Here is a 21,138-nt window from a genome sequence, read left to right as displayed (position 1 = left end):
GGGCCACCGATACACTCCGGAGCCGCATGGGCATCCTCGATCGCGTCCTCAAAACCGGCGAAGGCAAGCGTCTCCGGGCGCTGCAAGGCCTCGTCCCCGAAATCAACGCACTCGAGGCCGTGTACGCGCCCATGAGTGACGACGAGCTGAAGGCGCAGACCCCTGCGTTCCGGCAGCGACTCGACAACGGCGAGGAACTCGACGACATCATGCTCGAGGCATTCGCGGTCACCCGCGAAGCAGCGAAGCGGGTGCTCGGCCAGCGTCACTTCGACGTCCAGATGATGGGCGGAGCGGCACTGCACTTCGGGTGGGTCGCCGAGATGAAGACCGGTGAGGGCAAGACCCTGACCTCGACCCTGCCGTTGTACCTCAACGGGCTCGGGGGCAAGGGCACCCACATCATCACGGTCAACGAGTACTTGGCGACGTTCCAGTCCGAGTGGATGGGGCGTCTGTTCGAGTGGCTCGGCCTCACCGTCGGGCTCATCGTGCCCGGCAACCGCGACGCCGACTTCAAGCGAGCGCAGTACGCCGCCGACATCACGTACGGCATCAACAACGAGTTCGGCTTCGACTACCTCCGCGACAACATGGCCCTGAGCCGTGAGCGGCAGGTGCAGCGTGGCTTCAACTTCGCCATCGTCGACGAGGTCGACTCGATCCTCATCGACGAGGCCCGCACGCCGCTGATCATCTCCGGCCGCGCTGCCGACGCCGCCAAGCTCTACTACCGCTTCTCGTCGATCGTCCGGGGGCTCCGACGTGACGAGCACTACGAGGTCGACGAGGAGAAGAAGATCGTCGTCCCGACCGAGGAGGGCATCGAGAAGGTCGAGGCCGACCTCGGTGTCGAGAACCTCTACGACGGCGTCGCGCAGAACCTCGTCCACCAGTTCCAGGTGGCGCTCCGTGCCAAGGAGCTCTTCCACCGTGACAAGGACTACATCGTCGTCGACGGCGAGGTGAAGATCGTCGACGAGTTCACGGGCCGCGTGCTCGACGGGCGTCGTTGGTCCGAGGGTCTGCACCAGGCGGTGGAGGCCAAGGAAGGCGTGAACATCAAGGAGGAGAACCAGACCCTCGCGACGGTCACCCTCCAGAACTACTTCCGGATGTACGACAAGTTGGCGGGCATGACCGGCACGGCCACGTCGGAGGCCGCCGAACTCGCGGGCACCTACGACCTGCAGGTCGTCCCGATCCCGACGAACCTCCCGTTGGTCCGTGTCGACCAGGGCGACCTCATCTACAAGACGCTCGACGGCAAGTTCGAGTCCGTGGCCGACGATGTCGAGGCCCGCTACGAGACCGGTCAGCCGGTCCTCGTCGGTACGGCATCGGTCGCGACCTCCGAGGTCGTGTCCCGCGTGCTCGACAAGCGCGGCATCAAGCACCAGGTGCTCAACGCCAAGCCCGACCGGCAGTTCCGTGAGGCCGACATCGTCGCCCAGGCCGGCCGGCTCCACACCGTGACCGTGGCCACCAACATGGCCGGCCGAGGTGTCGACATCCTCCTCGGCGGCAACCCGGAGCTCCTCGCCAAGCAGGACCTCCGCAACGAGGGTCTCGACCCCGATGCGCTCGAGCCCGAGGACCAGTCCCGCTACGAGAAGCTCCTCGCCCGGTACGAGACCGAGACCAAGGCCGAGGGCAAGAAGGTCCTCGAGCTCGGTGGCCTCTACGTGCTCGGCACCGAGCGGCACGACTCGCGTCGTATCGACGACCAGCTCCGTGGCCGTTCGGGCCGTCAGGGTGATCCCGGCGAGAGCCGCTTCTACCTGTCGCTCGAGGACGACCTCATGCGTCTGTTCGCGACGGGGGCGGTCAACTGGGTGATGGGCAAGGCCCTGCCCGACGATGTCCCACTCGAGGCCAAGATGGTCACCAAGGCCATCGAGCGTGCGCAGCAGACGGTCGAGCAGAAGAACGCCGAGATCCGCAAGAACGTCCTGAAGTACGACGAGGTCCTCAACGAGCAGCGCAAGGTCATCTACGAACTGCGCGACCAGATCCTCGACAAGACCGACCTCCGGGCCAAGATCGTCGAGAAGTACCTCCCCGAGGCGGTCGAGTCGCTCGTCGCCACCTATTGCGTGGCCGACTTCAGCGAGGAGTGGGACCTCGAAGGTCTCGTCGCCGCCGTCGGCGAGTACTGGCCGAGCGAGATCACCGAGGAACAGCTCGGTGGGGCGGACACGTCGGACCAGGTGTACGAGATCCTGGTCGACGAGGCGCTGACCCGCTACGAGAATCGCGAGGTCGAGCTCGGCGAAGACGTCATGCGTCAGGTCGAGCGTCAGGTGATGCTGCGCATCATCGACACCGCCTGGCGCGAGCACCTCCAGGAGATGGACTACCTGCGCGAGGGAATCAACCTCCGCGCGATGGGCCAGCGCGATCCGCTCGTCGAGTGGCAGCGCGAGGGCTACGAGATGTTCGAGGGCATGGTCGCCCGCATCGAGCGCGACCTCGTCCGCTACGTCATGCACGTGCAGGTCAAGGAACCCGAGGAGCAGCAGACCGCCGCTCCCGCGGTCGGCACCGCCTTCAAGCTGTCCGGGGACGAGGAGCCGGCCGTCGCCGACATGAAGACGTCGGGGCCGTCCGACCCGTCGGGCGGAGGCCGGGACCTCGGGTCGCTGGCATCGGCCGAGGGTGCGCCGCCCAAGCCGGTCGAGGAGTCGGCGCCGGCGTCCAACACGCCGGTCGTGAAGTCGGACTGGGACAAGACCCCTCGCAACGCTCCCTGCCCCTGCGGCAGCGGCAAGAAGTTCAAGCTCTGCCACGGAAAGAGCTGAGATCTCGTTCCTGACTCACACCAGGTGTGAGCGAGCAACGGAATTTTCTGGGGTGGGCCTAGGCTGCCTGCTTCCATGCGCGACTTCTCCGACGACCTCCGCGAGCTCCGCCGCCGCCTCGACGAGGCGCAGACCTACCTGCGCATCGACGAGCTCCGCGCGCGCCGACCCCAGCTCGAGACCGAGGCCGGTCGGCCGGACCTCTGGGACGACCAGGAGCGGGCCAAGCAGGTCAATGCCGAGCTCTCGGCGGTCACCGAGGACCTCGGCGCCTACGACAGCCTGATCGCCCAGGTCGAGGACGCCGAGACGCTGGCCGAGATGGGTCGCGAGGAGGGCGACGACTCGCTCGAGCCCGAGGTGGCGGAGTCGATCGTCTCCATCGGGACGGCGCTCGACCGCATCGAACTCCGGTCGCTGTTCTCGGGGGAGTACGACGAGCGCGACGCGATCTGCGAGCTGCACTCCGGTGAGGGCGGCGCCGATGCGTCCGACTGGGCGAACATGCTGCTGCGGATGTACCTGCGGTGGGCCGAGGGTCACGGCTTCGACACCGAGATCGAGGCGGTCACCGAGGGAACCGAGGCCGGGATCTCGTCGGCGACGTTCATCGTGAAGGGCCGCTACGCGTACGGCTGGTTGCGCTCGGAGCATGGGGTGCACCGTCTGGTGCGGATCAGCCCGTTCAACTCGCAGGGCAAGCGTCAGACGGCGTTCGCGGCCCTCGAGGTCGTGCCGCTGCTCGACGACGCCGAGACCGACGTCGAGATCGACGAGAAGGATCTGCGCGTCGACGTCTACCGGTCGTCCGGTGCCGGCGGCCAGCACGTCAACGTCACCGACTCCGCCGTCCGGATCACCCATCTCCCCACCGGCATCGTCGTGTCGTGCCAGAACGAGCGGTCGCAGCACCAGAACAAGGACCGCTGCATGACCATGCTCAAGGCCAAGCTCGCCGACCTCGAGCGCCAGAAGCGCCAGGACGAACTCGACTCGATCCGGGGCGAGCAGCGATCGGTCGGCTTCGGTTCGCAGATCCGTTCCTACGTTCTCCAGCCGTACCAGATGGTCAAGGACCTGCGGTCCGAGTTCGAGGTCGGTCAGGTCGACACCGTCCTCGACGGCGACCTCGACCCGTTCATGGAGGCGTACCTCGGCTGGCAGCGGACCCAGGAGCTCGGCGACGAGTCGTAGGGCTCGACGCGTCTGTTCGGCGTCGGTCAGGGGAAGGGGACGGTGCTGGCCTCGTCGAGGACCGACTGGCGGTCGCCCTCGAGCGCGAATCCGGCAGCGACGGCCTCGTCGTATGCGGCATCGACTGCGGCGGCGTAGCCGGCCGACGACCCGTACCGAGCGGCCATCTCGTCGGGGCCGAAGGGCGTCGTCGTCCCGAACAGCGAGCAGATGAGCGTCGCTCCGTCGGCCGGGTCGCCGGAGAGGGAGCCTGACGGGACGGTGACCGCCGGCAGCCGGATCCCGCCGACCGCCAGGCCGTCGGCGTCGCGCACGATGGCGCCGTCGTCGTCCACCTCGATCCGGTCGCCCGTCGGCGGCGCCGTGCCGTCGACGACCCAGTCGACGAGCGCCGCGACCGCCGCCTTCAGGGCGATGTTCTGGGGCCCGTCGTTGACCGGTTGGGGACAACCCAGGGCGTCCGCAGCCGCTTGGGGGTCGCCGCCGATCAGGAATGCATCGGCGTGGGCGGTGCCGGCCACCTCCCAGTCGACGACGGCGTCGCTGTCGGGTTGGCGAGCGCGGGCATAGCCCAGCACGGTCAGGTCGGTCTCGGTCGTGAAGACCAGGATCGGAGCGTCGAGGTCGTCGCGCAGGCGTACCTGGCCGACCACTCCCGACGTCAGGCCGTCGGCATCGTCGAACGGTGCCGCGCCGCCACCGCGCGAGTGGACGAGGAAGCCGTCGAAGACGGGATCGAGGGGTTGGACACCGTTGACGTAGGACGTCAGTCGGAATGCCGACTGCGACTCGCCCACGGCGATCACGTGTTCACGGGGGAAGCCCTCCAGCGGGTCGGGCCCGACGCTGGCGCCGCCTCGGGCGAGACGGCCGACCAGTCGGAAGAGGTCGTAGCTGTAGGGGTCGCCCGGGTGGGCGAGATCGGCATAGCGCTCGGGGTCCGAGGTGGTCAGTGGCGCCCCGAAGCCACCGATGTCGCCTCCGGCGTCGCCGTCGACTCCGGCCTTCTGCGCCGACACGCCGATGTGGACATGTCCGGCGCGCAGCATCTCGGCCGAGGTGTACGACCAGTCGGGCGTGCCGTCGGAGCCGGCCGAGACGTTGTTCCACTCCACGACGACGACCCCGCTCGCATCGGCGCGGTCGGCGGGGCGCTTCACGAGGATGCGGGTGGTGAACGGGGCCGTGTCGTCCTCGGAGAGGATCCACCGACCGTCGTCGGTGAGGTCTCCGTCCGGTTCGAACGCCGCGGCATCGCCGGAGACGAAGAACTCCTCCTCGACGTAGCCGGCGGCGTCGAGGCCGTTGGCTCCCGATGTCTGGGGCGCCCCGGCGATCGGGCCGACGACCTCGAGATCGGCCGACTCGATCGTCGTCGTGGTGGTCGTGTCCAGTGCGATCGTGGTGACGGGGGTCGACCGGTCGACGTCGTCGCTCGAGGAGCACGCCCCGATCACGAGGGCGAACGGCACGCCGACCAGCAGGAGACGACGAGTGATCACGCAGCGAGGCTGCCACCTTCGTCCCCCACCCCGCGACCATGTAACATTCGTAACCTGTTCGCAATGTTCCCGGAGGCCTCTGGCACGCCGGGTGTCACCCAGATCGCCCGGACCCGTTGGTAGCGTTTCCCGGGTTCGTCCCGTCCCTCGTCTCGTGAGAGCACGCTGCACCACCGATGATCAAGCTCGAGAACGTCACCAAGACGTACAAAGGCGATGTTCCCGCGCTGCGTAATGCAGACGTCAACATCGACAAGGGGGAGTTCGTCTTCCTCGTCGGCGCGTCCGGTTCGGGGAAGTCCACGTTCCTGCGCCTCGTCAACCGTGAGGAGCGGCCCGAAGAGGGCCGGATCTTCGTGGCCGGCAAGGAGATCCTCGACCTGAGCTCGTGGAAGGTGCCCTACCTGCGGCGCAACATCGGCTCGGTGTTCCAGGACTTCAAGCTCCTGTCCAACAAGACGGTGTACGAGAACGTGGCCTTCGCGCTCGAGGTGATCGGCCGGCCCAAGCACGTCATCAAGTCGCAGGTCCCGGCGATCCTCGAGCTCGTCGGCCTGTCGAAGAAGGTCAAGAGCTTCCCGCACGAACTGTCCGGTGGCGAGCAGCAGCGTGTCTCGGTGGCGCGGGCCTTCGTGAACCGGCCACTGATCCTCCTCGCCGACGAGCCGACCGGCAACCTCGACCCCGCGACCTCGGTGGGCATCATGCGCCTGCTCGACCGGATCAACCGCACCGGCACCACCGTCGTCATGGCCACGCACGATCGATCGATCGTCGACACGATGCGCCGCCGCGTCATCGAGTTGGACCGCGGCACGATCGTCCGCGACCAACATCGCGGCGTCTACGAATAGGCACTCATGGCTCTCAAGCTCGACTACATCGTGCGGGAGACGGGGACCAACCTCGTCCGCAACTTCTCGCTCACCTTCGCGTCGATCCTCACCGTCGCGGTCTCGCTCTCGCTCGTCGGAGCGTCGCTGCTGGTGCGCGACGCCGTCGACAACGCCACCGCTCGATGGGAGGGTGGCATCGAGTTCATCGTGTTCATCCAACCCGAGGCAGCGGAAGGGCAGACCGACGCGGTCGAGCGGGCGCTCGAGGAGTCGCCCCAGGTCGAGGACTACACGTTCGTGAACCAGGACGAGACGTTCGAGGAGTTCAAGGACCTCTTCGCCGACTCGCCCCAGATCATCGACACGGTGAGCCCCGAGATCCTGCCGCCGAGTTTTCGTGTGGTCCCCACCGACAAGTCGCCCGACACGATCGACAGCCTTCGGACGATCTTCGAGGCCCAGCCCGGCGTGAAGGAGGTCGTGGCGGCCACCGACACCATCCGCACGATCCAGAACCTGTCGCGGCTCTTCCAGAACGTCACCTTCGGTGTGGCCGCAGCCCTCGTGGTCGCCGCCGGCCTCCTCGTCCTCAACTCGATCCGCATGGCGATGTTCGCCCGGCGCCGCGAGATCGAGGTCATGAAGCTCGTGGGTGCCAGCAACTGGTTCATCCGGGTCCCGTTCATGCTCGAGGGTGTGGTGCAGGGGATGCTCGGATCACTCGTGGCCCTGGGCGCAGCCTTCGGTGTGCGCGCCGGCCTGGCGTCGATCGCCGATGACCGCCGCTTCGAGCTCTTCTCCGGCTTCGCGGTCGACAGCGGTCAGTTCCGGGTCACCGCCATGGTGATCCTGTTCACCGGCGTGGCGATCGGTGCCCTCGGGTCGGCCTTCGCCGTCTCCCGCTTCCTCGACGTCTGACGTCGCGACCGCCGGGACGTGACGAGTGTCACGTCCCTCCGTGGTGTCGGCCCGAGAGCAATTCGATTGACTAACCATTCGTGAAGACGAATGAATCGACGGTCGCCGTGACGGCCGAACACGTCCGGGCGATCGCTCGGCTCGCCCGAGTCTTCGAGACGAGGCTCACCGGCGAGTCGATGACGCTGCCGCAGTTCCGCGTGCTCGCCTTCTTGTCCGAGGGGGAGTGGGCGGCCTCCGCGCTGGCCGAATGGCTCGACGTGAGCCGTCCGTCGGTCACCGCCCTCGTCGACGGCCTGGTCGAACGTGGCTGGGTCGGACGGCGCGAGAGTCCGGACGACCGCCGACGTGTTCTCCACCAGATCACCGACGAGGGCAAGGCCGCCTTGGTGTCGTCGACGTCGTGCCTGGCCGACGGGCTCGACGGTCTCCTCGACCACCTCGGCGTCGACGAACGAACCGACGTGCTCCGGGGGCTCGACGGCGTGGTCGTCGCCCTCCGACGTCACCGGGCGGAGAAGCACGCATGAGCCTCACCGCAGACCGCTCCGGACCCGACCAGGCGGACACCGCTCCGCTCGACGTCGATGCCCCGCCGACGCAGTACGAGCCCGCTCCACCGACCGCGTACTACGCCCCCCCGAGCGGGCGGATCCACCCCGACTCGTCACTCGGTTGGATCCGACGCATGCAGCCGGTGGTCATGGGCCACAAGCGGTCGTTCCTCATCGCGATGTCGATGGCGGCTGTCGCGCTGTTCAGCAACGTGGCGATCCCGGCGGTGGTCGGATCCGGCATCGACGAGATCCGGTCCGACGGCGACCGGGTGTCGACCTGGGTGATCGCGCTGTTGGTCCTGGCGGTGCTCCGTGCCGTCTTCACGTTCGGGTACCGGAGCCGCCTCTACAAGTTCGCCTATGCGATCGAGTTCGACCTGCGATCGCTGATGTTCCGGCACTTGGCCACGATGTCGCACGGCTTCTACGACAAGGTCCAGACCGGGCAGCTCGTGTCGCGCGCCAACAGCGACATCCGTGCGGTGCAGATGCTCCTCGCGTTCGCCCCGTTCATGTCGATGATGATGATGACGTTCGTCCTGGCGTTCGCCTTCATGCTCACCAAGCACGTCCTGTTGACGCTGGTCGCGGTGTCGACCCTCCCGCTGGTCTACGTCTTCGGGGTGAAGCTCCGGAACCAGATGTTCCCGCTCTCCTGGATCGTCCAGGGTCGCCTGGCCGAGGTCGCGACGACCGTCGAGGAGAACGTCACCGGCGTCCGGGTGGTCAAGGCGTTCGCCGGCGAGGAGCACCAGATCGATCAGCTGGCAGAACAGGCACGGCGGCTCCGTTGGTCGGCCGTGAAGGTGAACGACGCGCGGGCGAAGTACGCACCCCTGATGGAGAACCTGCCGCGGCTCGGCATGGCGCTCACGCTCCTCTACGGCGGATACCTGGCCATCGACGGACAGGTGACGGTCGGAACGATCATCACCTTCTCGTCGTACGTCCTGCTGCTCCAGGCGCCGTTCCGGATGCTCGGGTTCTTCATGATCATGAGCCAGCGGGCGGCGGCCTCGGCCGGGCGGATCTTCGAGATCCTCGACACCGACGCCGAGATCGTCGACCGCCCCGGTGCCGTCGACCTCGTCGACCCCGAAGGTCGGGTCGACTTCGACCTGGTCCGGTTCCGCTACGACGACGAGGACGACGAGGGCAGCGACGACGGCCGAGATGTCCTCGATCGGTTCGACCTGCACGTCGAGGCCGGCGAGACCGTGGCGATCGTCGGCGGAACCGGGTCGGGCAAGAGCACCGTCGCCCGTCTCCTCCTGCGCTTCTACGACGTGAACGACGGTGCGGTCCGCATCGATGGTCGCGACGTGCGCGATCTGACCATGACGTCGATACGCCACCACGTGGGCATGGTCACCGACGAGCCATTCCTCTTCTCGGCGTCGATCGCCGACAACATCGCCTACGCGAGGCCGGGCGCGACCCGCGACGAGGTCGTGGCCGCTGCTCGAGCCGCCAACGCCCACGGCTTCATCAGCGACCTGGACGACGGGTACGACGCCGTGGTCGGTGAGCGTGGCTACACGCTCTCCGGCGGCCAGCGACAGCGTGTCGCAATCGCCCGGACGCTCCTGGCCGATCCGGCGATCCTGATCCTCGACGATGCGACGAGTGCCGTCGACGTCCGGGTCGAGGCCGAGATCCACGAAGCCATCGAGCGGCTCGCCGAACACCGGACCACGATCGTGATCGCGCATCGTCTGTCGACCATCGCGTTGGCCGATCGCGTCGCGCTCGTCGAGGGCGGACGGGTGCTGGCGTTCGACACCCACGAGCGGCTCCTGGCCGACGAACCGCACTACCGGGAGGTCCTGGCCACCGCGGTCGACGAGCCGGCAGCCGAAGATGCAGCGGCTACAGATCCGGCATCCGGCGACACGGAAGGAGCGCTCTGATGGGTGGCTTCGGACCCCCGGCCGGCTCACCGTTCGCCAACCCGGGCGCCACCGGGCTGCCCTTCGCGGGAGTACCGCAAGAACTGCAGGAGCGCGTCGACGCCATCCTCGAGACCGAGCCGGTCCACGATGTCCCGCCGACCGAGTTCTCCCAGTCGGACTGGGACCGACGGCCGTTCACGTTGTGGCGGTTCGTCGGGCAGAAGCGCGGCGCCGTCGCTCTGGCGTTCGTGCTCGTCGTCCTCGAGACCTTCATGGTCACCGCCGGCCCGTTCCTGACGGGTGAGGCCATCGACCGCGGCGTGATCCCCGGCGACAAGGGAGCGCTGGTCACGATCGCCGGCATCTACGTGGCGACCGTCGTGCTCGGCACGATCCTGTCGGCCGCCCGTGTGGCGTGGACCGGCCGTGTGGGCGAGGTCCTGATGGAGGCGCTGCGCGTCCGGATCTTCTCGCACTTCCAACGGCTGTCATTGAGCTTCTTCACCGCCGAGAAGGGCGGCGTGTTGATGACCCGCATGACGAGCGACATCGACTCGCTGACTGCGCTCTTCCAGGAGGGGCTGGTCAACATGTTCGTCCAGTTCCTCACGCTGGCGATCGTGACCGTCGTCCTCTTCGTGGTGAGCCCCACGCTGGCGTTGGTGCTCTTCCTCGGCGTCGTCCCCGTGATGCTCGCCCTGACGCTCTGGTTCCGCAAGGCGTCCGACGTCGCGTTCCTCGCCGTGCGCGACCGCATCGCCGACGTCATGTCGGACCTCCAGGAGAACCTGGCCGGTATCCGCATCGTCACGGCGACCAACCGGGCCAAGCGCAACGTGGTGGGTCATGACAACGTGCTCGGTGCGCACCGTGATGCCAATGACAAGACCGCGGTCATCGGTGCCGTCTACGGGCCCTCGACCGAGCTCCTCGGCTACCTCGCACAGGCACTGCTCCTGGGCCTCGGCGGCTGGCTGGTGAGCAGGGGGAGTCTGAGTGTCGGGGAGTTGGCGGCGTTCTTCCTCTACCTGACGATGTTCTTCGCCCCGATCCAACAGTTGGTGCAGCTGTACAACACGTACCAGCAGGGCCGATCGGCCGTCCGGAAGCTGGCGGAGCTGTTCGCGACCGAGCCCGAAGTCCTCGAGGCGCCCGACGCTCCGGACCTGCCGAAGATGGAAGGGGCGATCGACCTCGACCACGTGACGTTCGGCTACGGCCCCGAGGTGACGGTCCTCCACGACCTGACGATCGCCATCGCCGCCGGGGAGACCGTGGCGTTCGTCGGCGAGACAGGGGCGGGCAAGTCGACCGTGGCCAAGCTGGTGAACCGCTACTACGACCCGACCGGGGGATCGGTCCGCATCGACGGTCATGACCTGCGCGACGTGTCACTCGCGTCGGTGCGAAGCCAGATCGGCGTCGTGCCGCAGGAACCGTTCCTGTTCGCCGGTTCGATCCGCGACAACCTCGCCTTCGCTGCCGAGCACGCCACCGACGAGGAGTTGTGGGCTGCGGTCGACGCCGTCGGGTTGCGCGACCTCGTCGAGCGGCAACCCGCAGGCCTCGACCAGGTCATCCACGAACGGGGGTCGTCGCTCAGCTCCGGCGAGCGGCAGCTCCTGGCGCTGGCACGGGCGTTCCTGAGCCAACCCCGGGTCCTGGTGCTCGACGAGGCGACGTCGAACCTCGACCTCGCCAGCGAGACCCGGATCGAGGCGGCGCTCGACGTCGTGCTCGAGGGACGGACGGCGATCATCATCGCCCACCGCCTCGCCACGGCCATGCGGGCTGATCGCATCGCGGTCATCCACGACGGCGACCTGGTCGAACTGGGCAGCCACGAGGAGCTGGTGGCAGCGAACGGGCGGTACCGGGCCCTGTACGACACCTGGACCTCGCAGGCCGGCGGCGCCGTCGTCGACGCGAGCTCTGCGCCGACCGCTCCGTGAGCGGCTGGGGCATCGCGCTCGTCATCGCTGCGACGATGCTCGGGGCGTTCGTCCAGGGTTCCGTCGGATTCGGGCACAACCTCATCGCGGCCCCGGCGATGGCGTTCGTCGACGATCGCTTCGTGCCGGGCCCGGCGATCCTCGGAGCGATGTTGCTGACCGCGCTCATGCTGTTCCGCGACCGCCACGGGGTGCACCTCGGCGAGGTCCGCACCGCGTTGCTGGGACGGATCCCGGCCACCGTGGTCGCAGCGTTGACGGTTGCGTTCCTGCCCGCCCGGGGTCTCGCCGTGCTCTTCGCGGTGCTGGTCCTGGTGGCGGTGGCGATCTCGGCGTCGGGCGTGCATCTGCGCCCCACTCCTGGGCGGCTGTTGGGTGCCGGAGCGTTGTCGGGGTTCATGGCGACGACCACGTCGATCGGCGGACCGCCCATGGCGATGCTCTACGCCAGCGAGGAGGGCCGACGCATGCGAGGGACCCTGGCCGGGTTCTTCCTGGTGGGGTCGTTCATGAGCGTGGGCGCCCTGTTGGCCACCGGGAGCTTCGGTGCAGACTCGCTGCGTCTGAGCCTCCTGCAGGCACCAGGCATCGCCGTGGGGTTCGCAGCATCGGCGCTCGGTGTCCGGCACCTCGACGCCGGCCACACGAGGCCGGCGGTGTTGGCCGTCTCGGTCCTGGGCGCGGTGTCGGTCCTCGTGAAGTCCGTGCTCTGACATCCGGCCCGGGACGCGAATTCGCCGGTGGGACGGTCGGACGAGCGGGAGAGGGAGGGCTGCCGACCGCCACACCGGCGGTCGAGAGCGCTGGCGAGTCGCAGCATTGGGAGTAGGGAGGGAGCCACGAGCCGCCAGAGCTCTCCCCTGTGTGATCGCCCTCGGAACAAGAGAACTTGAGGAGATTTTCGGGAATCCCGGACGATTCTCCGACTTCTGTGGAGCAAGCAGAGCAGATCCAGCAGCGGCAGAACTCTCGGAGGTCACGAGGTGCCGCATGTGGTGCCGATGTGGTGCCACCATGCCTCCATGACCAGCTACGACACGATCGACTACGACGTCGCCGACCGCATCGCCACCATCACGCTCGACCGGCCGGATCGCCTCAACGCCTTCACGGTGACCATGCAACGCGAGCTGTGCGACGTCTTCGACCGCATCGACGCCGACGACGACGTGCGAGTGGTGATCGTCACCGGGCGGGGTCGCGGGTTCTGCGCCGGGGCGGACCTCGGTGGAGGCGGGGACACCTTCAACACCGATGCTGCCGGCGACTCGGGCGCGGTCACGGGAGCCGCACCCGATCCGATGGATCATCGCGACGAGGGTGGGCTCGTGACCCTGCGGATCTTCCGGTGCACCAAGCCGGTGATCGGCGCGATCAACGGGCCTTCCGTGGGCATCGGCGTGACGATGACCCTGCCGATGGACATCCGTCTCGCGTCGACCAACGCGAAGTTCGGCTTCGTCTTCGCTCGTCGAGGCATCGTCCCCGAGGCGTGCTCGTCCTGGTTCCTGCCTCGGCTCGTCGGCATCAGCCAGGCGGCCGAGTGGTGCTATCGCGGCGCCGTCTTCGGCGCCGACGAGGCGCTCGCCGGCGGCCTCGTCCGCTCGGTCCACGAGCCGGACGATCTCCTTCCCGCGGCCACCGCGATCGCTCGCGACATCGCCGACAACACCTCGGCCGTGTCGGTGGCCCTGACCCGGGCGATGCTCTGGCGGATGCTGGGGGAGTCCCACCCGATGGCGGCGCACGAGATCGACTCGCCGGGAATCGCCTATCTGGGCAAGAGCGCCGACGCCCGTGAGGGCGTGTTGTCGTTCCTCGAGAAGCGTCCTGCGGCGTTCACCGACACGGTGTCGGCCGACATGCCGCCGTACCACCCCTGGTGGGAGGAGCCGAGCTTCCGGGGCTGAGTCCCGCAGCGGCCACGACACGGTACGACGGGTCGCTGGTCAGCCCCTCAGCGGGAGTTCATCGAGCCCGCGGAGCACCACGCGGCCGTTGTGGACCGGCTCGCCGTCGAGCGAGAGTCCGGGATGGCGCTGGACCAGCGTGCCGATGGCGACCTGCGCCTCCATGCGCGCCAGGGCGGCGCCCAAGCAGTGGTGGATGCCCGAGCCGAAGCTGAGGTGGTGGCTGGCGCCCTTACGGGTGATGTCGAACTCGTCGGCGTTGTCGCCCCAGCGTGCAGGGTCGCGGTTGGCTGCGGCCGTCATGGCCATGACGAAGGTGCCTGGCTCGATGGTGTGGCCCGAGGCCTCGAAGGGCGCCATCGTGATGCGTCGGGTCATCTGCACGGGCGGATCGAAGCGGAGGCATTCCTCGACGGCGTCGCCGATGAGTTCGGCGTCGTCGCGGAGGCGGCCGAGCTGCTCGGGATGGCGCAGGAGCTGCAACATGCCGTTCCCGATGAGGTTCACCGTGGTCTCGTGACCGGCGATGAAGAGCAGGCTCAACTGGTGGAGGAGTTCCTCGTCGGTGAGGGCGTCGCCGTCGTCGCTCTGCTCGATCATGGCGCTCAGGAGGTCGTCGGCCGGATTCGCCCGCTTCCAGGCGATCACCTCCTGGAGATGCGTACGCATCGACTGACCAGCCTGCAGCGTGGCGAGCATCTGGTCGTCGGAGAGGATCGGATCGAGCGATCCGGCGAGGGTGTGTGACCACCCGCGTAGCTCCTCGGTCTTGCCCTCCGGCATCCCCAGCATCAACGAGATCACCTGGAAGGGGAGTGGGAACGCGAGCGTGGCGATGAGGTCGAACCGATCACCCGGGCCGATGTCGCGCATGGCTTCGTCGACGAGCCGTTGCACCTCCGGGCGGAGGCGCTCGATGGCGCGGGGCGTGAAGACCCGAGCGACGAGCTTGCGCAGACGGGTGTGATCGGGCGGGTCGATGTTGAGGATCGAGCGATTCGAGAACGGCTCGAAGCCGTGGTCCCGCGCGAACTGGGCCGTCGCCGCGGTGTCGAAGATCGGCTCGGCGATGTTCTCCTCCTCGACGCTGGTGCCGGGCTCGCGCAGCAGTTGGAAACAGTCGTCGTACGAGAAGAGCTGCCATCCGCCGAGCGGGCTGGGCAGGACCGGTCCGGCCTCACGCAACCGGGCGAACTGGTCGTAGGGCCATTGTGCGTACCCGTCCTCGAACGGGTTGAACAATGGAGTCTCGGTCCCCGGGATGTCTGTCGTGTCGCTCATGGCGCCCCCTCGGCTGCTGGGCCGGACGCTACCGCGCATCTCGTTGGGTCGGTCCGGGAACGTGTGCGATCCTCTGCCCGATGACCTCGACTGCCGCTGCTGACACGCCGACCGCGGCGTCGGCTGACTACGTGCTCCTCGGCATCGCCGTCTTCGCGGTGTCGACCTCGGCGCCCCTGATCCGGTACGCCGCCGCCCCGGCCCTCGCCATCGCGATGTGGCGCACGGTGCTGGCCGTACCGGTGGTGGGGCTCCTCGCCCTCGGTCGTCGTCGCCCCGACCGGCGCGAGCGTCGGCTCATCGCCGTCGCCGGGGCCCTCCTCGCCCTCCACTTCGCCGTCTGGATCCCGTCGATCTCCTACACCTCGGTGGCCTCGTCGGTCGCACTGGTGGCCACCCAGCCGATCTGGGCGGCGATGATCGCACGGGCGCGCGGCGAGCACGTCGAACGCGCGGTCTGGATCGGCATCGGCATCGCCCTCGTCGGCGTCGTGATCCTGACGGGCGTCGACCTCCAGCTCTCGTCCCGTGCGCTCTTCGGCGACCTCCTCGCCCTCGCCGGGGGCCTCTGTGCGGCCTCGTACGTGACCGTCGGTGCCGAGGTCCGCAAGACGGTCGACACCGCGGTCTACACCGCCGGTTGCTACGCCGTCGGCGGGGCCGTGCTCCTCGTCCTGTGTGTCGTGACCCGCCGCGAACTGACCGGCTTCGACTCCGGGACCTGGCTGGCGATCCTCGGACTGGTGCTCGGTGCCCAACTGCTGGGGCACACGCTGCTCAACCAGGTGCTGCGCACGATCTCGGCGACGAGCGTGTCGGTGGCGATCCTGTTCGAGGTGATCGGCGCCTCCGTGATCGCCGCCATCGCCTTCAGCGAGACCCCGCCGTTGGCGGCGGCACCCGCCGCTCTGCTCATCTTGGTCGGCACCGTCGTCGTCATCCGGTCCGGACGACGACGCCCCATCGAAGGAGTCCCCCTTGCCTGACAACTTGCCGTTCATCCCGATGCTCGATCCGCCGAGCGACGACACGGCTGCGTCGACGCTGGTGTTCTCGGTGCGCGGCGATGCGGTCCACATCGCGCCCTCGGAGGTCGATGGTCACGGTGCGGACCTCTACCTGGGCCGCATGGGTGACGTCGACTGCTGGGCGATCGACATCGACGGCGACCAGGAGGCCGACCTCGTCGTCACGCCCCTGATGGCGCTGCACGCGCAGGTCTCGGAGCCCGAGTGGATGGTGGCCGGCCGAGCGGTGCAGTTGCTCGAGTGGCGCAAGACCCACAAGTTCTGCGGGCGCTGCGGCGTCGAGACCGAGCAGGTCCCCGGCGACCGGGCGATGCGTTGCCCGCAGTGTCGACTCCTCGCCTTCCCCCGCCTCGCTCCCGCGGTGATCACGTTGATCACCCGTGACGACGGCCGCGCACTCCTGGCGCGCAACGCCAACTTCCCGATCCCGATGTTCTCCTGCCTGGCCGGGTTCGTGGAGCCGGGCGAGACGCTCGAACAAGCGGTCGTCCGCGAGGTGCGGGAGGAGGTCGGCCTCACGGTCGGCCGGGCTCGCTACCACAGCTCACAGCCCTGGCCGTTCCCGCACTCGCTGATGATCGGATTCGAGGCCCAGTGGATCGAGGGCGAGATCGAGGTCGACGGCGTCGAGATCGCCGAAGCCGCCTGGTTCGACACCGACGACCTTCCCCCCATCCCGCCGCGCCTGTCGATCGCTCGTCGGCTGATCGACGACTGGATCGCGAAGAACTGAGCCGGACGATGGCTCGGGAATCGATGCACGGTCGACGAGGTTGGTCACGAGGATGAAGACCGCCTCGGAACCGCGTCTGGTGACCCCGCTCTTCGCCCTGATCACGGCGTCGGGCCTCTGCTACTTCCTCGCCATCGGGTCGCTCCTGCCGACACTTCCTCGCTACGTCGAGGACGAGCTCTCCGGGAGTGGCTTCGAGGTCGGGCTGGTGGTCGGCGCGTTCGCCGTGTCGGCGGCGCTCGTCCGGCCGCTGGTCGGGCGGATGGGCGATGTGGTCGGGCGGCGGTTCATGGCCGCCACGGGCGCCGCGATCGCGGCCGTGTCGATCGCACCACTCGGGTTGGTGCACGCTGTCTGGTTCCTGATCCTGGTCCGCCTCGTGACCGGGCTCGGTGAGGCCGCGTTCTTCGTCGGAGCGGCGACGGCAGCGCAGGACCTGGCCCCGGACCACCGCCGCGGCGAGGCCGCGTCGTTCTTCTCCATCGCGATCTACGGGGGGCTGGCCTTCGGTCCGGCCGCCGGTGAGTGGATCTACCGCAATCACGGGGCGAGCAGCGAGTGGGCCTTCGCCACGATCGCGTGCACCGTGTCGCTGGTCCTCGCCTCGTTCATCCCCAAGGAACTCGGTCGGGTCGAGAACCCCGCCCCGCGCCGTGGCCTCCTCCACCCGGCTGCCGTTCTCCCGGGATCGGTGCTCCTGCTCGGCCTGATCGGGTTCACGGGCTTTGCCGCGTTCGTGCCGCTCTACGTCGACGAGATCGGTGTGGCCGACGCCGGCCCGTTCTTCTTCGCCTACGGAGCGATCGTGCTGATCGTCCGGATCTTCGGCGCCAGGATCCCCGACCGCCTGGGTGCCGTCCGGACGTCGACGATCGCCCTCGTGTGCATCGCCTCGGGGATCGGGACCGTGGCGGCCGTGGGCACCGTGGCCGGTCTGTGGATCGGGACGGTGCTGCTCTCGCTCGGCATGTCGTTGCTCTTCCCGGCGCTGTTCATCCTCGCGGTGAACGGAGCGCCTGCGGAAGAACGCAGCCACGCGGTGGGCACGTTCTCGCTGTTCTTCGACCTGAGCCAGGGCCTCGGTGCGCCGCTCCTCGGCATCCTGGTCACCGTGTTCGGTGTCGAGCAGGCGGCGTTCGTCGGCGGCGCCGTGATGGCCATCGCCGGCCTGGTGCTGGCCAACACCAAGCTGCGAGCGTCGATCCCCGACGTCGTGCCCGCCACCGTCTGAACGTCAGCCTGGATCGTGGGAGAACGCGATCGCTGCGGCCGTCGCCACGTTGAGCGAGTCGACGTTCGGAGCGATCGGGATCCGTGCCCGCACGTCTGCGGCGGCCATCGTGGCCTCGTCGAGTCCCGGCCCCTCGGCGCCGACGATCCATGCCAGCCGGTCGGTGGGTGCCAGATCGGTGATCGAGGCGTCACCGCCGGGGGTCAGCGCCACCGTCGTGAACCCCGCCTCGCGTAGCGGCGCCAGGCCGTGGGGGAGTGGTTCGGTTCGGGTCCAGGGGACGTGCAACAGATGTCCCATCGACACCCGCACCGAGCGGCGGTAGAGGGGATCGGCGGCGGTGGGGTCGAGCAGGATGCCCTCGACGCCGAACGCCGCAGCGTTGCGGAACATCGCACCCATGTTCTCGTGGTCGTTCAGTCCCTCGACCACCACGACCCGTCGAGCGTTGCCGACGATCTCGCTGACCGAGGGGAGCGGGATACGGGCGGCCGAGGCGATGATCCCACGATGGATGGGGAATCCGGTCACGGACTCGAGCAGTGCCGGGGTGCCCACGTAGACGTCGACATCGGTGTCGCCGAGGACGTCGAGGACGCGTCGGAGCTTCGATTCGCTCACCAGGACGCTGCGCAGCCGGTACGGCGAGTCGAGCACCACCGCTTCGAGCACGATGAGGCCCTCGACGACGAAGCATCCGTGCTCGGCCTCGGTGAGCGCTCGAGCCTGCGCGTCGTTCAGGCCCGACACCTCGACCAGTCTGGGGTCGTCTCGATCGTTGACGGGGATGACGCGGACCATCGATCCAACCTAGGTGGCCCGTCCCGTGGGCCCGTCCCCCTAGCCCAGGGGGATGACCGCCTGGGTCTGTGTGGTCCGCGACACGTGCTTGCCGTCGTCGCGGGTGATGTCGGTCTGGACGACGATGGTCGTACGTCCGGTGTGGATCGGGGTCGAGGTGATGGTGACGGCGCCGCTGGCGACGCCGCGGAAGAAGTTGCTCTTCGACTCGATCGTCGACGTGACGGAGCCGGGCGGGAGGTGCTGGAACGCGCACATCGCGCCTACGGCGTCGGCCAGGGCCATCAGGTACCCGCCGTGGAGGATGCCACCGGCCGTGCAGCGGTCTGCCTGCCAGTCGGCCGAGGCCACGACCTCCTCCGGGGTGCCGCGATCGATGCGGAGGCCGAGGCCGGCCGTGAACGGCATCTGGTCGTGGGCGAGAGAGGTGAGCGCGTCGTCAGCCATGGAGGCAGCATCGCGTCACCAGATCATGGCGTCCATGACCTCTGGGGTCATGGCGGCGCTACGAGGTCTTGCGCACGTCCGGGTTGTAGCAGACGCCCTTCATCCCCAACATCTGTGCCGGGACACACCGGTTGGAGTTCTGGCAGCGTCGTGGTCCCGGATCGTCGCCGAGGATCTTCGCGGCCAGGTCGGGCTCGGCGTAGAAGGGGCGGCCGATGCCCACCATGTCGGCTTCGCCGTCGTCGAGGGTCTCGTTGACCTCGTCGGCGGTTCGGATCCCGCCCACCGCGAAGACGGGGATCTCGAGGAGCGCCGTCGCCCGGGCGTAGAGGAAGCGGTTCCATCGCGGCTCGAACGGCGCGGTCTTCCCGCCCCACCAACTCCCGGCCTTGAGCACCGCGTGGCGTCCTCGTCCGGGTGCGGCGGCTCGGAGGCGTTTCGCCATCCCGGCGTTGGTCCACAACGAGTCGGGAACGCCACCCCGCGACAGCGTGGTGTCCGGGAAGACCGAGACCTCCACCGGTGTGACGGCGTCGAAGCCCCACTCCTGGACCAGTCGGCAGAGCTCGAGGGCCTCCACGGCGCTGGACCGGGGGAATCCCGGGGGAGCGACCTCGGCCGGCGCCTTGACCGTGCAGGCGAAGTCGTCGCCAGCGCGTTCGGCCACGGCCTCGCGGATCTCGCGGAGGATGCGAGCCCGGTTCTCGAGGCTCCCGCCGAACTCGTCGTCGCGGCGGTTGTAGAAGGGCGACAGGAACTGGTCGAGCAGCTTCGCGTTGGCCGACCCGAGTTGGATGCCGTCGTAGCCAGCTTCGCGAGCCCATGCGGCGATCTCGCCGTACCGCTCGGCCATGGCACGGACCTCGTCGGTGGTGAGCACGTGGAGGTCGGTGCCCGCGAACACCGGCTTGAGGTACCAGGGCAGGGGCGAGGCGGAGAGCACCGGACCGCGGCGAGCGGTGGCGTACGGCTCATGCCAGGTCTCCATGGAGAACACGCCGCCATGTCCCAACTGGAGGAAGATGGCGGCACCCTCGGCGTGGACCGCGTCGACCATGGGCGCCATGCGCAGCGTCTTCTCGCGGGTGTCGACGCAGGTCATCCCGGGCGATGTCCGGCCCTCGGGGTGGATGCACGACGAACCCTGGATGATCAACCCGATGCCGTGACGAGCATTCTCGACGAAGTGCCGGGCATACCGGTCGGCGGCGTCGTCGCCGTCACCGGCCCCCTCGAGGACGGGTGCCCGGTAGAGACGGTTCCGTACGGTCGCTCCGCCGATCGTGAGCGGTGTGTGCAGTGTCACCGCTTCGCATCATGCCAGGATGCTCGCCATGGGTGAAGCAGCCACGGGACGGACCTACGAGATCCAGGGGACCACCATCGGGTTTCCGATCGAGGTGCGACTCGCTCGGATGGCCAATGCCGTCTACACCGTCCCGGCCGAGGTCGCAGCGACGATGATCGACGACTCGGCCTTCGAGGTCGACGCCGACGTCCACGGTGCCGCATCGGTCGTGGTGGGCTTCGTCGACTATGTCGACAACGACCTCGGTGACTACGACGAGGTGATGCTCGCCGTGATGGCCAAGACGACGGTCGGAGGTGAACAGGGCACGTTCATCTGGCGCCTCCCGGTCAACCAGGAGTTCACCCGTGAGGCCGGTGTGCGGATGCTGGGTCTGCCCAAGACGGTCGAGGACATCGTGATCGAACGAGACGAGACCTCGGTGACGTGCACGCTTCGCAGCAACGGGGCGCTCGTGCTCCGTCAACGCTTTCCGCTCCTGGCCGAGGTCGAGCCGGTGCCGATGCCGTCGCCGACGGTGTGTCTGAGCACGATCGACGGCGCGCCGTGTCTGTCCGAGTCCGAGCCGACCGGCTCGCTCCGGATGGCCTTCGGTGGCGACGGCTATTCGCTGGAGCTGGGCGACCACCCGTGGGCCGAAGAGCTGCGCACCCTGGGCATCACGGACGCTGAACCGACGGTCGTGACCATGTGCGACGACTGGCGCTCGATCTTCCGCACGCCCGTGCCGATCACGACCCAGTGAG

Annotated in this window: 18 protein-coding genes and 1 pseudogene; 14 read left to right on the top strand and 5 right to left on the bottom strand. The window is 68.4% G+C overall.

Annotation, left to right across the window (positions count from 1 at the left end):
- Nucleotides 1-26: 26 nt before the first annotated feature.
- The 3 genes and pseudogenes from secA to prfB form a co-directional block, all read left to right on the top strand.
- A pseudogene (gene secA, locus AB8619_RS12350) lies at nt 27-2,451 on the top strand (preprotein translocase subunit SecA); the annotation flags it as partial.
- Nucleotides 2,436-2,801, top strand: a complete 366-nt coding sequence (locus AB8619_RS12345) for an SEC-C metal-binding domain-containing protein (RefSeq protein ID WP_436796380.1) — start codon at nt 2,436-2,438, stop codon at nt 2,799-2,801. The pseudogene secA and the gene AB8619_RS12345, both read left to right, overlap by 16 nt.
- Nucleotides 2,802-2,876: 75 nt before the next feature.
- On the top strand, nt 2,877-3,995 hold the full coding sequence (gene prfB / locus AB8619_RS12340) for a peptide chain release factor 2 (RefSeq protein ID WP_436792933.1): 1,119 nt from the start codon (nt 2,877-2,879) through the stop codon (nt 3,993-3,995).
- 26 nt (nt 3,996-4,021) lie between these two features.
- Here the strand turns inward: prfB and AB8619_RS12335 are convergent, their stop codons facing one another.
- Nucleotides 4,022-5,497, bottom strand: coding sequence for an alpha/beta hydrolase domain-containing protein (locus tag AB8619_RS12335; protein ID WP_436792932.1), 1,476 nt, complete (start codon nt 5,495-5,497; stop codon nt 4,022-4,024).
- 176 nt (nt 5,498-5,673) lie between these two features.
- Between AB8619_RS12335 and ftsE the strand changes: the two genes are divergently transcribed.
- The 7 genes from ftsE to AB8619_RS12300 all read left to right on the top strand — a co-directional run bounded on the left by ftsE (nt 5,674) and on the right by AB8619_RS12300 (nt 13,562).
- Entirely contained in the window at nt 5,674-6,351 is a 678-nt protein-coding gene (gene ftsE / locus AB8619_RS12330) for a cell division ATP-binding protein FtsE (protein ID WP_436792931.1), read from the top strand.
- 6 nt (nt 6,352-6,357) lie between these two features.
- Complete coding sequence (locus AB8619_RS12325; RefSeq protein ID WP_436792930.1) at nt 6,358-7,251, top strand: cell division protein FtsX; 894 nt, start codon at nt 6,358-6,360, stop codon at nt 7,249-7,251.
- 80 nt (nt 7,252-7,331) lie between these two features.
- On the top strand, nt 7,332-7,781 hold the full coding sequence (locus AB8619_RS12320; RefSeq protein WP_436792929.1) for a MarR family winged helix-turn-helix transcriptional regulator: 450 nt from the start codon (nt 7,332-7,334) through the stop codon (nt 7,779-7,781).
- On the top strand, nt 7,778-9,718 hold the full coding sequence (locus AB8619_RS12315) for an ABC transporter ATP-binding protein (protein ID WP_436792928.1): 1,941 nt from the start codon (nt 7,778-7,780) through the stop codon (nt 9,716-9,718). Before AB8619_RS12320 ends, AB8619_RS12315 begins: the two co-directional genes overlap by 4 nt.
- The gene (locus tag AB8619_RS12310; protein WP_436792927.1) at nt 9,718-11,652 is read left to right on the top strand and encodes an ABC transporter ATP-binding protein; all 1,935 of its coding nucleotides are present in this window, start codon (nt 9,718-9,720) and stop codon (nt 11,650-11,652) included. The genes AB8619_RS12315 and AB8619_RS12310 overlap by 1 nt, the downstream gene beginning before the upstream one ends.
- Nucleotides 11,649-12,365 carry a TSUP family transporter gene (locus tag AB8619_RS12305; protein WP_436792926.1) on the top strand — a complete coding sequence of 239 codons (717 nt, stop codon included), beginning with the start codon at nt 11,649-11,651 and terminating at the stop codon, nt 12,363-12,365. The genes AB8619_RS12310 and AB8619_RS12305 overlap by 4 nt, the downstream gene beginning before the upstream one ends.
- A gap of 309 nt (nt 12,366-12,674) precedes the next feature.
- Nucleotides 12,675-13,562, top strand: coding sequence for a crotonase/enoyl-CoA hydratase family protein (locus AB8619_RS12300; RefSeq protein ID WP_436792925.1), 888 nt, complete (start codon nt 12,675-12,677; stop codon nt 13,560-13,562).
- A gap of 39 nt (nt 13,563-13,601) precedes the next feature.
- Here the strand turns inward: AB8619_RS12300 and AB8619_RS12295 are convergent, their stop codons facing one another.
- Nucleotides 13,602-14,843 (bottom strand): cytochrome P450, encoded by a 1,242-nt coding sequence (locus tag AB8619_RS12295; protein WP_436792924.1) that lies wholly within the window; start codon nt 14,841-14,843, stop codon nt 13,602-13,604.
- 80 nt (nt 14,844-14,923) lie between these two features.
- On the opposite strand from AB8619_RS12295, the gene AB8619_RS12290 reads away from it, so the two are divergent.
- The 3 genes from AB8619_RS12290 to AB8619_RS12280 are packed head-to-tail and all read left to right on the top strand — an operon-like array spanning nt 14,924 to nt 17,835.
- Nucleotides 14,924-15,829 (top strand): DMT family transporter, encoded by a 906-nt coding sequence (locus tag AB8619_RS12290; protein ID WP_436792923.1) that lies wholly within the window; start codon nt 14,924-14,926, stop codon nt 15,827-15,829.
- Nucleotides 15,822-16,604 carry an NAD(+) diphosphatase gene (nudC, locus tag AB8619_RS12285; RefSeq protein WP_436792922.1) on the top strand — a complete coding sequence of 261 codons (783 nt, stop codon included), beginning with the start codon at nt 15,822-15,824 and terminating at the stop codon, nt 16,602-16,604. The genes AB8619_RS12290 and nudC overlap by 8 nt, the downstream gene beginning before the upstream one ends.
- Nucleotides 16,605-16,656: 52 nt before the next feature.
- Nucleotides 16,657-17,835, top strand: a complete 1,179-nt coding sequence (locus AB8619_RS12280; protein WP_436792921.1) for an MFS transporter — start codon at nt 16,657-16,659, stop codon at nt 17,833-17,835.
- A 3-nt stretch (nt 17,836-17,838) separates the two neighbouring features.
- Here AB8619_RS12280 and AB8619_RS12275 read toward each other — a convergent pair whose 3' ends face one another.
- Genes AB8619_RS12275 through AB8619_RS12265 form a run of 3 tightly spaced genes read right to left on the bottom strand, consistent with a single transcriptional unit; the run spans nt 17,839 to nt 20,389 of the window.
- Nucleotides 17,839-18,636 carry a TrmH family RNA methyltransferase gene (locus tag AB8619_RS12275; RefSeq protein WP_436792920.1) on the bottom strand — a complete coding sequence of 266 codons (798 nt, stop codon included), beginning with the start codon at nt 18,634-18,636 and terminating at the stop codon, nt 17,839-17,841.
- Between the two features lie 39 nt (nt 18,637-18,675).
- Nucleotides 18,676-19,083, bottom strand: coding sequence for a PaaI family thioesterase (locus AB8619_RS12270; protein ID WP_436792919.1), 408 nt, complete (start codon nt 19,081-19,083; stop codon nt 18,676-18,678).
- Nucleotides 19,084-19,141: 58 nt separating this feature from the next.
- The gene (locus AB8619_RS12265; RefSeq protein WP_436792918.1) at nt 19,142-20,389 is read right to left on the bottom strand and encodes an NADH:flavin oxidoreductase; all 1,248 of its coding nucleotides are present in this window, start codon (nt 20,387-20,389) and stop codon (nt 19,142-19,144) included.
- A 28-nt stretch (nt 20,390-20,417) separates the two neighbouring features.
- Between AB8619_RS12265 and AB8619_RS12260 the strand changes: the two genes are divergently transcribed.
- The gene (locus AB8619_RS12260; RefSeq protein WP_436792917.1) at nt 20,418-21,137 is read left to right on the top strand and encodes an acetoacetate decarboxylase family protein; all 720 of its coding nucleotides are present in this window, start codon (nt 20,418-20,420) and stop codon (nt 21,135-21,137) included.
- Nucleotide 21,138 lies beyond the last annotated feature (1 nt).

The organism is Actinospongiicola halichondriae (assembly GCF_049103745.1).
Lineage (GTDB): Bacteria > Actinomycetota > Acidimicrobiia > Acidimicrobiales > Salinilacustritrichaceae > Salinilacustrithrix > Salinilacustrithrix halichondriae.
This window is presented reverse-complemented; position numbering and strand designations above follow the sequence as displayed.

Bases quoted from the DNA above. Each gene is read 5' to 3' on its own strand.
- AB8619_RS12345 (WP_436796380.1), top strand. From the start codon at position 2,436: ATGTTCGAGGGCATGGTCGCCCGCATCGAGCGCGACCTCGTCCGCTAC.
- prfB (WP_436792933.1), top strand. From the start codon at position 2,877: ATGCGCGACTTCTCCGACGACCTCCGCGAGCTCCGCCGCCGCCTCGAC.
- ftsE (WP_436792931.1), top strand. From the start codon at position 5,674: ATGATCAAGCTCGAGAACGTCACCAAGACGTACAAAGGCGATGTTCCC.
- AB8619_RS12325 (WP_436792930.1), top strand. From the start codon at position 6,358: ATGGCTCTCAAGCTCGACTACATCGTGCGGGAGACGGGGACCAACCTC.
- AB8619_RS12315 (WP_436792928.1), top strand. From the start codon at position 7,778: ATGAGCCTCACCGCAGACCGCTCCGGACCCGACCAGGCGGACACCGCT.
- AB8619_RS12310 (WP_436792927.1), top strand. From the start codon at position 9,718: ATGGGTGGCTTCGGACCCCCGGCCGGCTCACCGTTCGCCAACCCGGGC.
- AB8619_RS12300 (WP_436792925.1), top strand. From the start codon at position 12,675: ATGACCAGCTACGACACGATCGACTACGACGTCGCCGACCGCATCGCC.
- AB8619_RS12295 (WP_436792924.1), bottom strand. From the start codon at position 14,843: ATGAGCGACACGACAGACATCCCGGGGACCGAGACTCCATTGTTCAAC.
- AB8619_RS12290 (WP_436792923.1), top strand. From the start codon at position 14,924: ATGACCTCGACTGCCGCTGCTGACACGCCGACCGCGGCGTCGGCTGAC.
- AB8619_RS12280 (WP_436792921.1), top strand. From the start codon at position 16,657: ATGAAGACCGCCTCGGAACCGCGTCTGGTGACCCCGCTCTTCGCCCTG.
- AB8619_RS12275 (WP_436792920.1), bottom strand. From the start codon at position 18,636: ATGGTCCGCGTCATCCCCGTCAACGATCGAGACGACCCCAGACTGGTC.
- AB8619_RS12270 (WP_436792919.1), bottom strand. From the start codon at position 19,083: ATGGCTGACGACGCGCTCACCTCTCTCGCCCACGACCAGATGCCGTTC.
- AB8619_RS12260 (WP_436792917.1), top strand. From the start codon at position 20,418: ATGGGTGAAGCAGCCACGGGACGGACCTACGAGATCCAGGGGACCACC.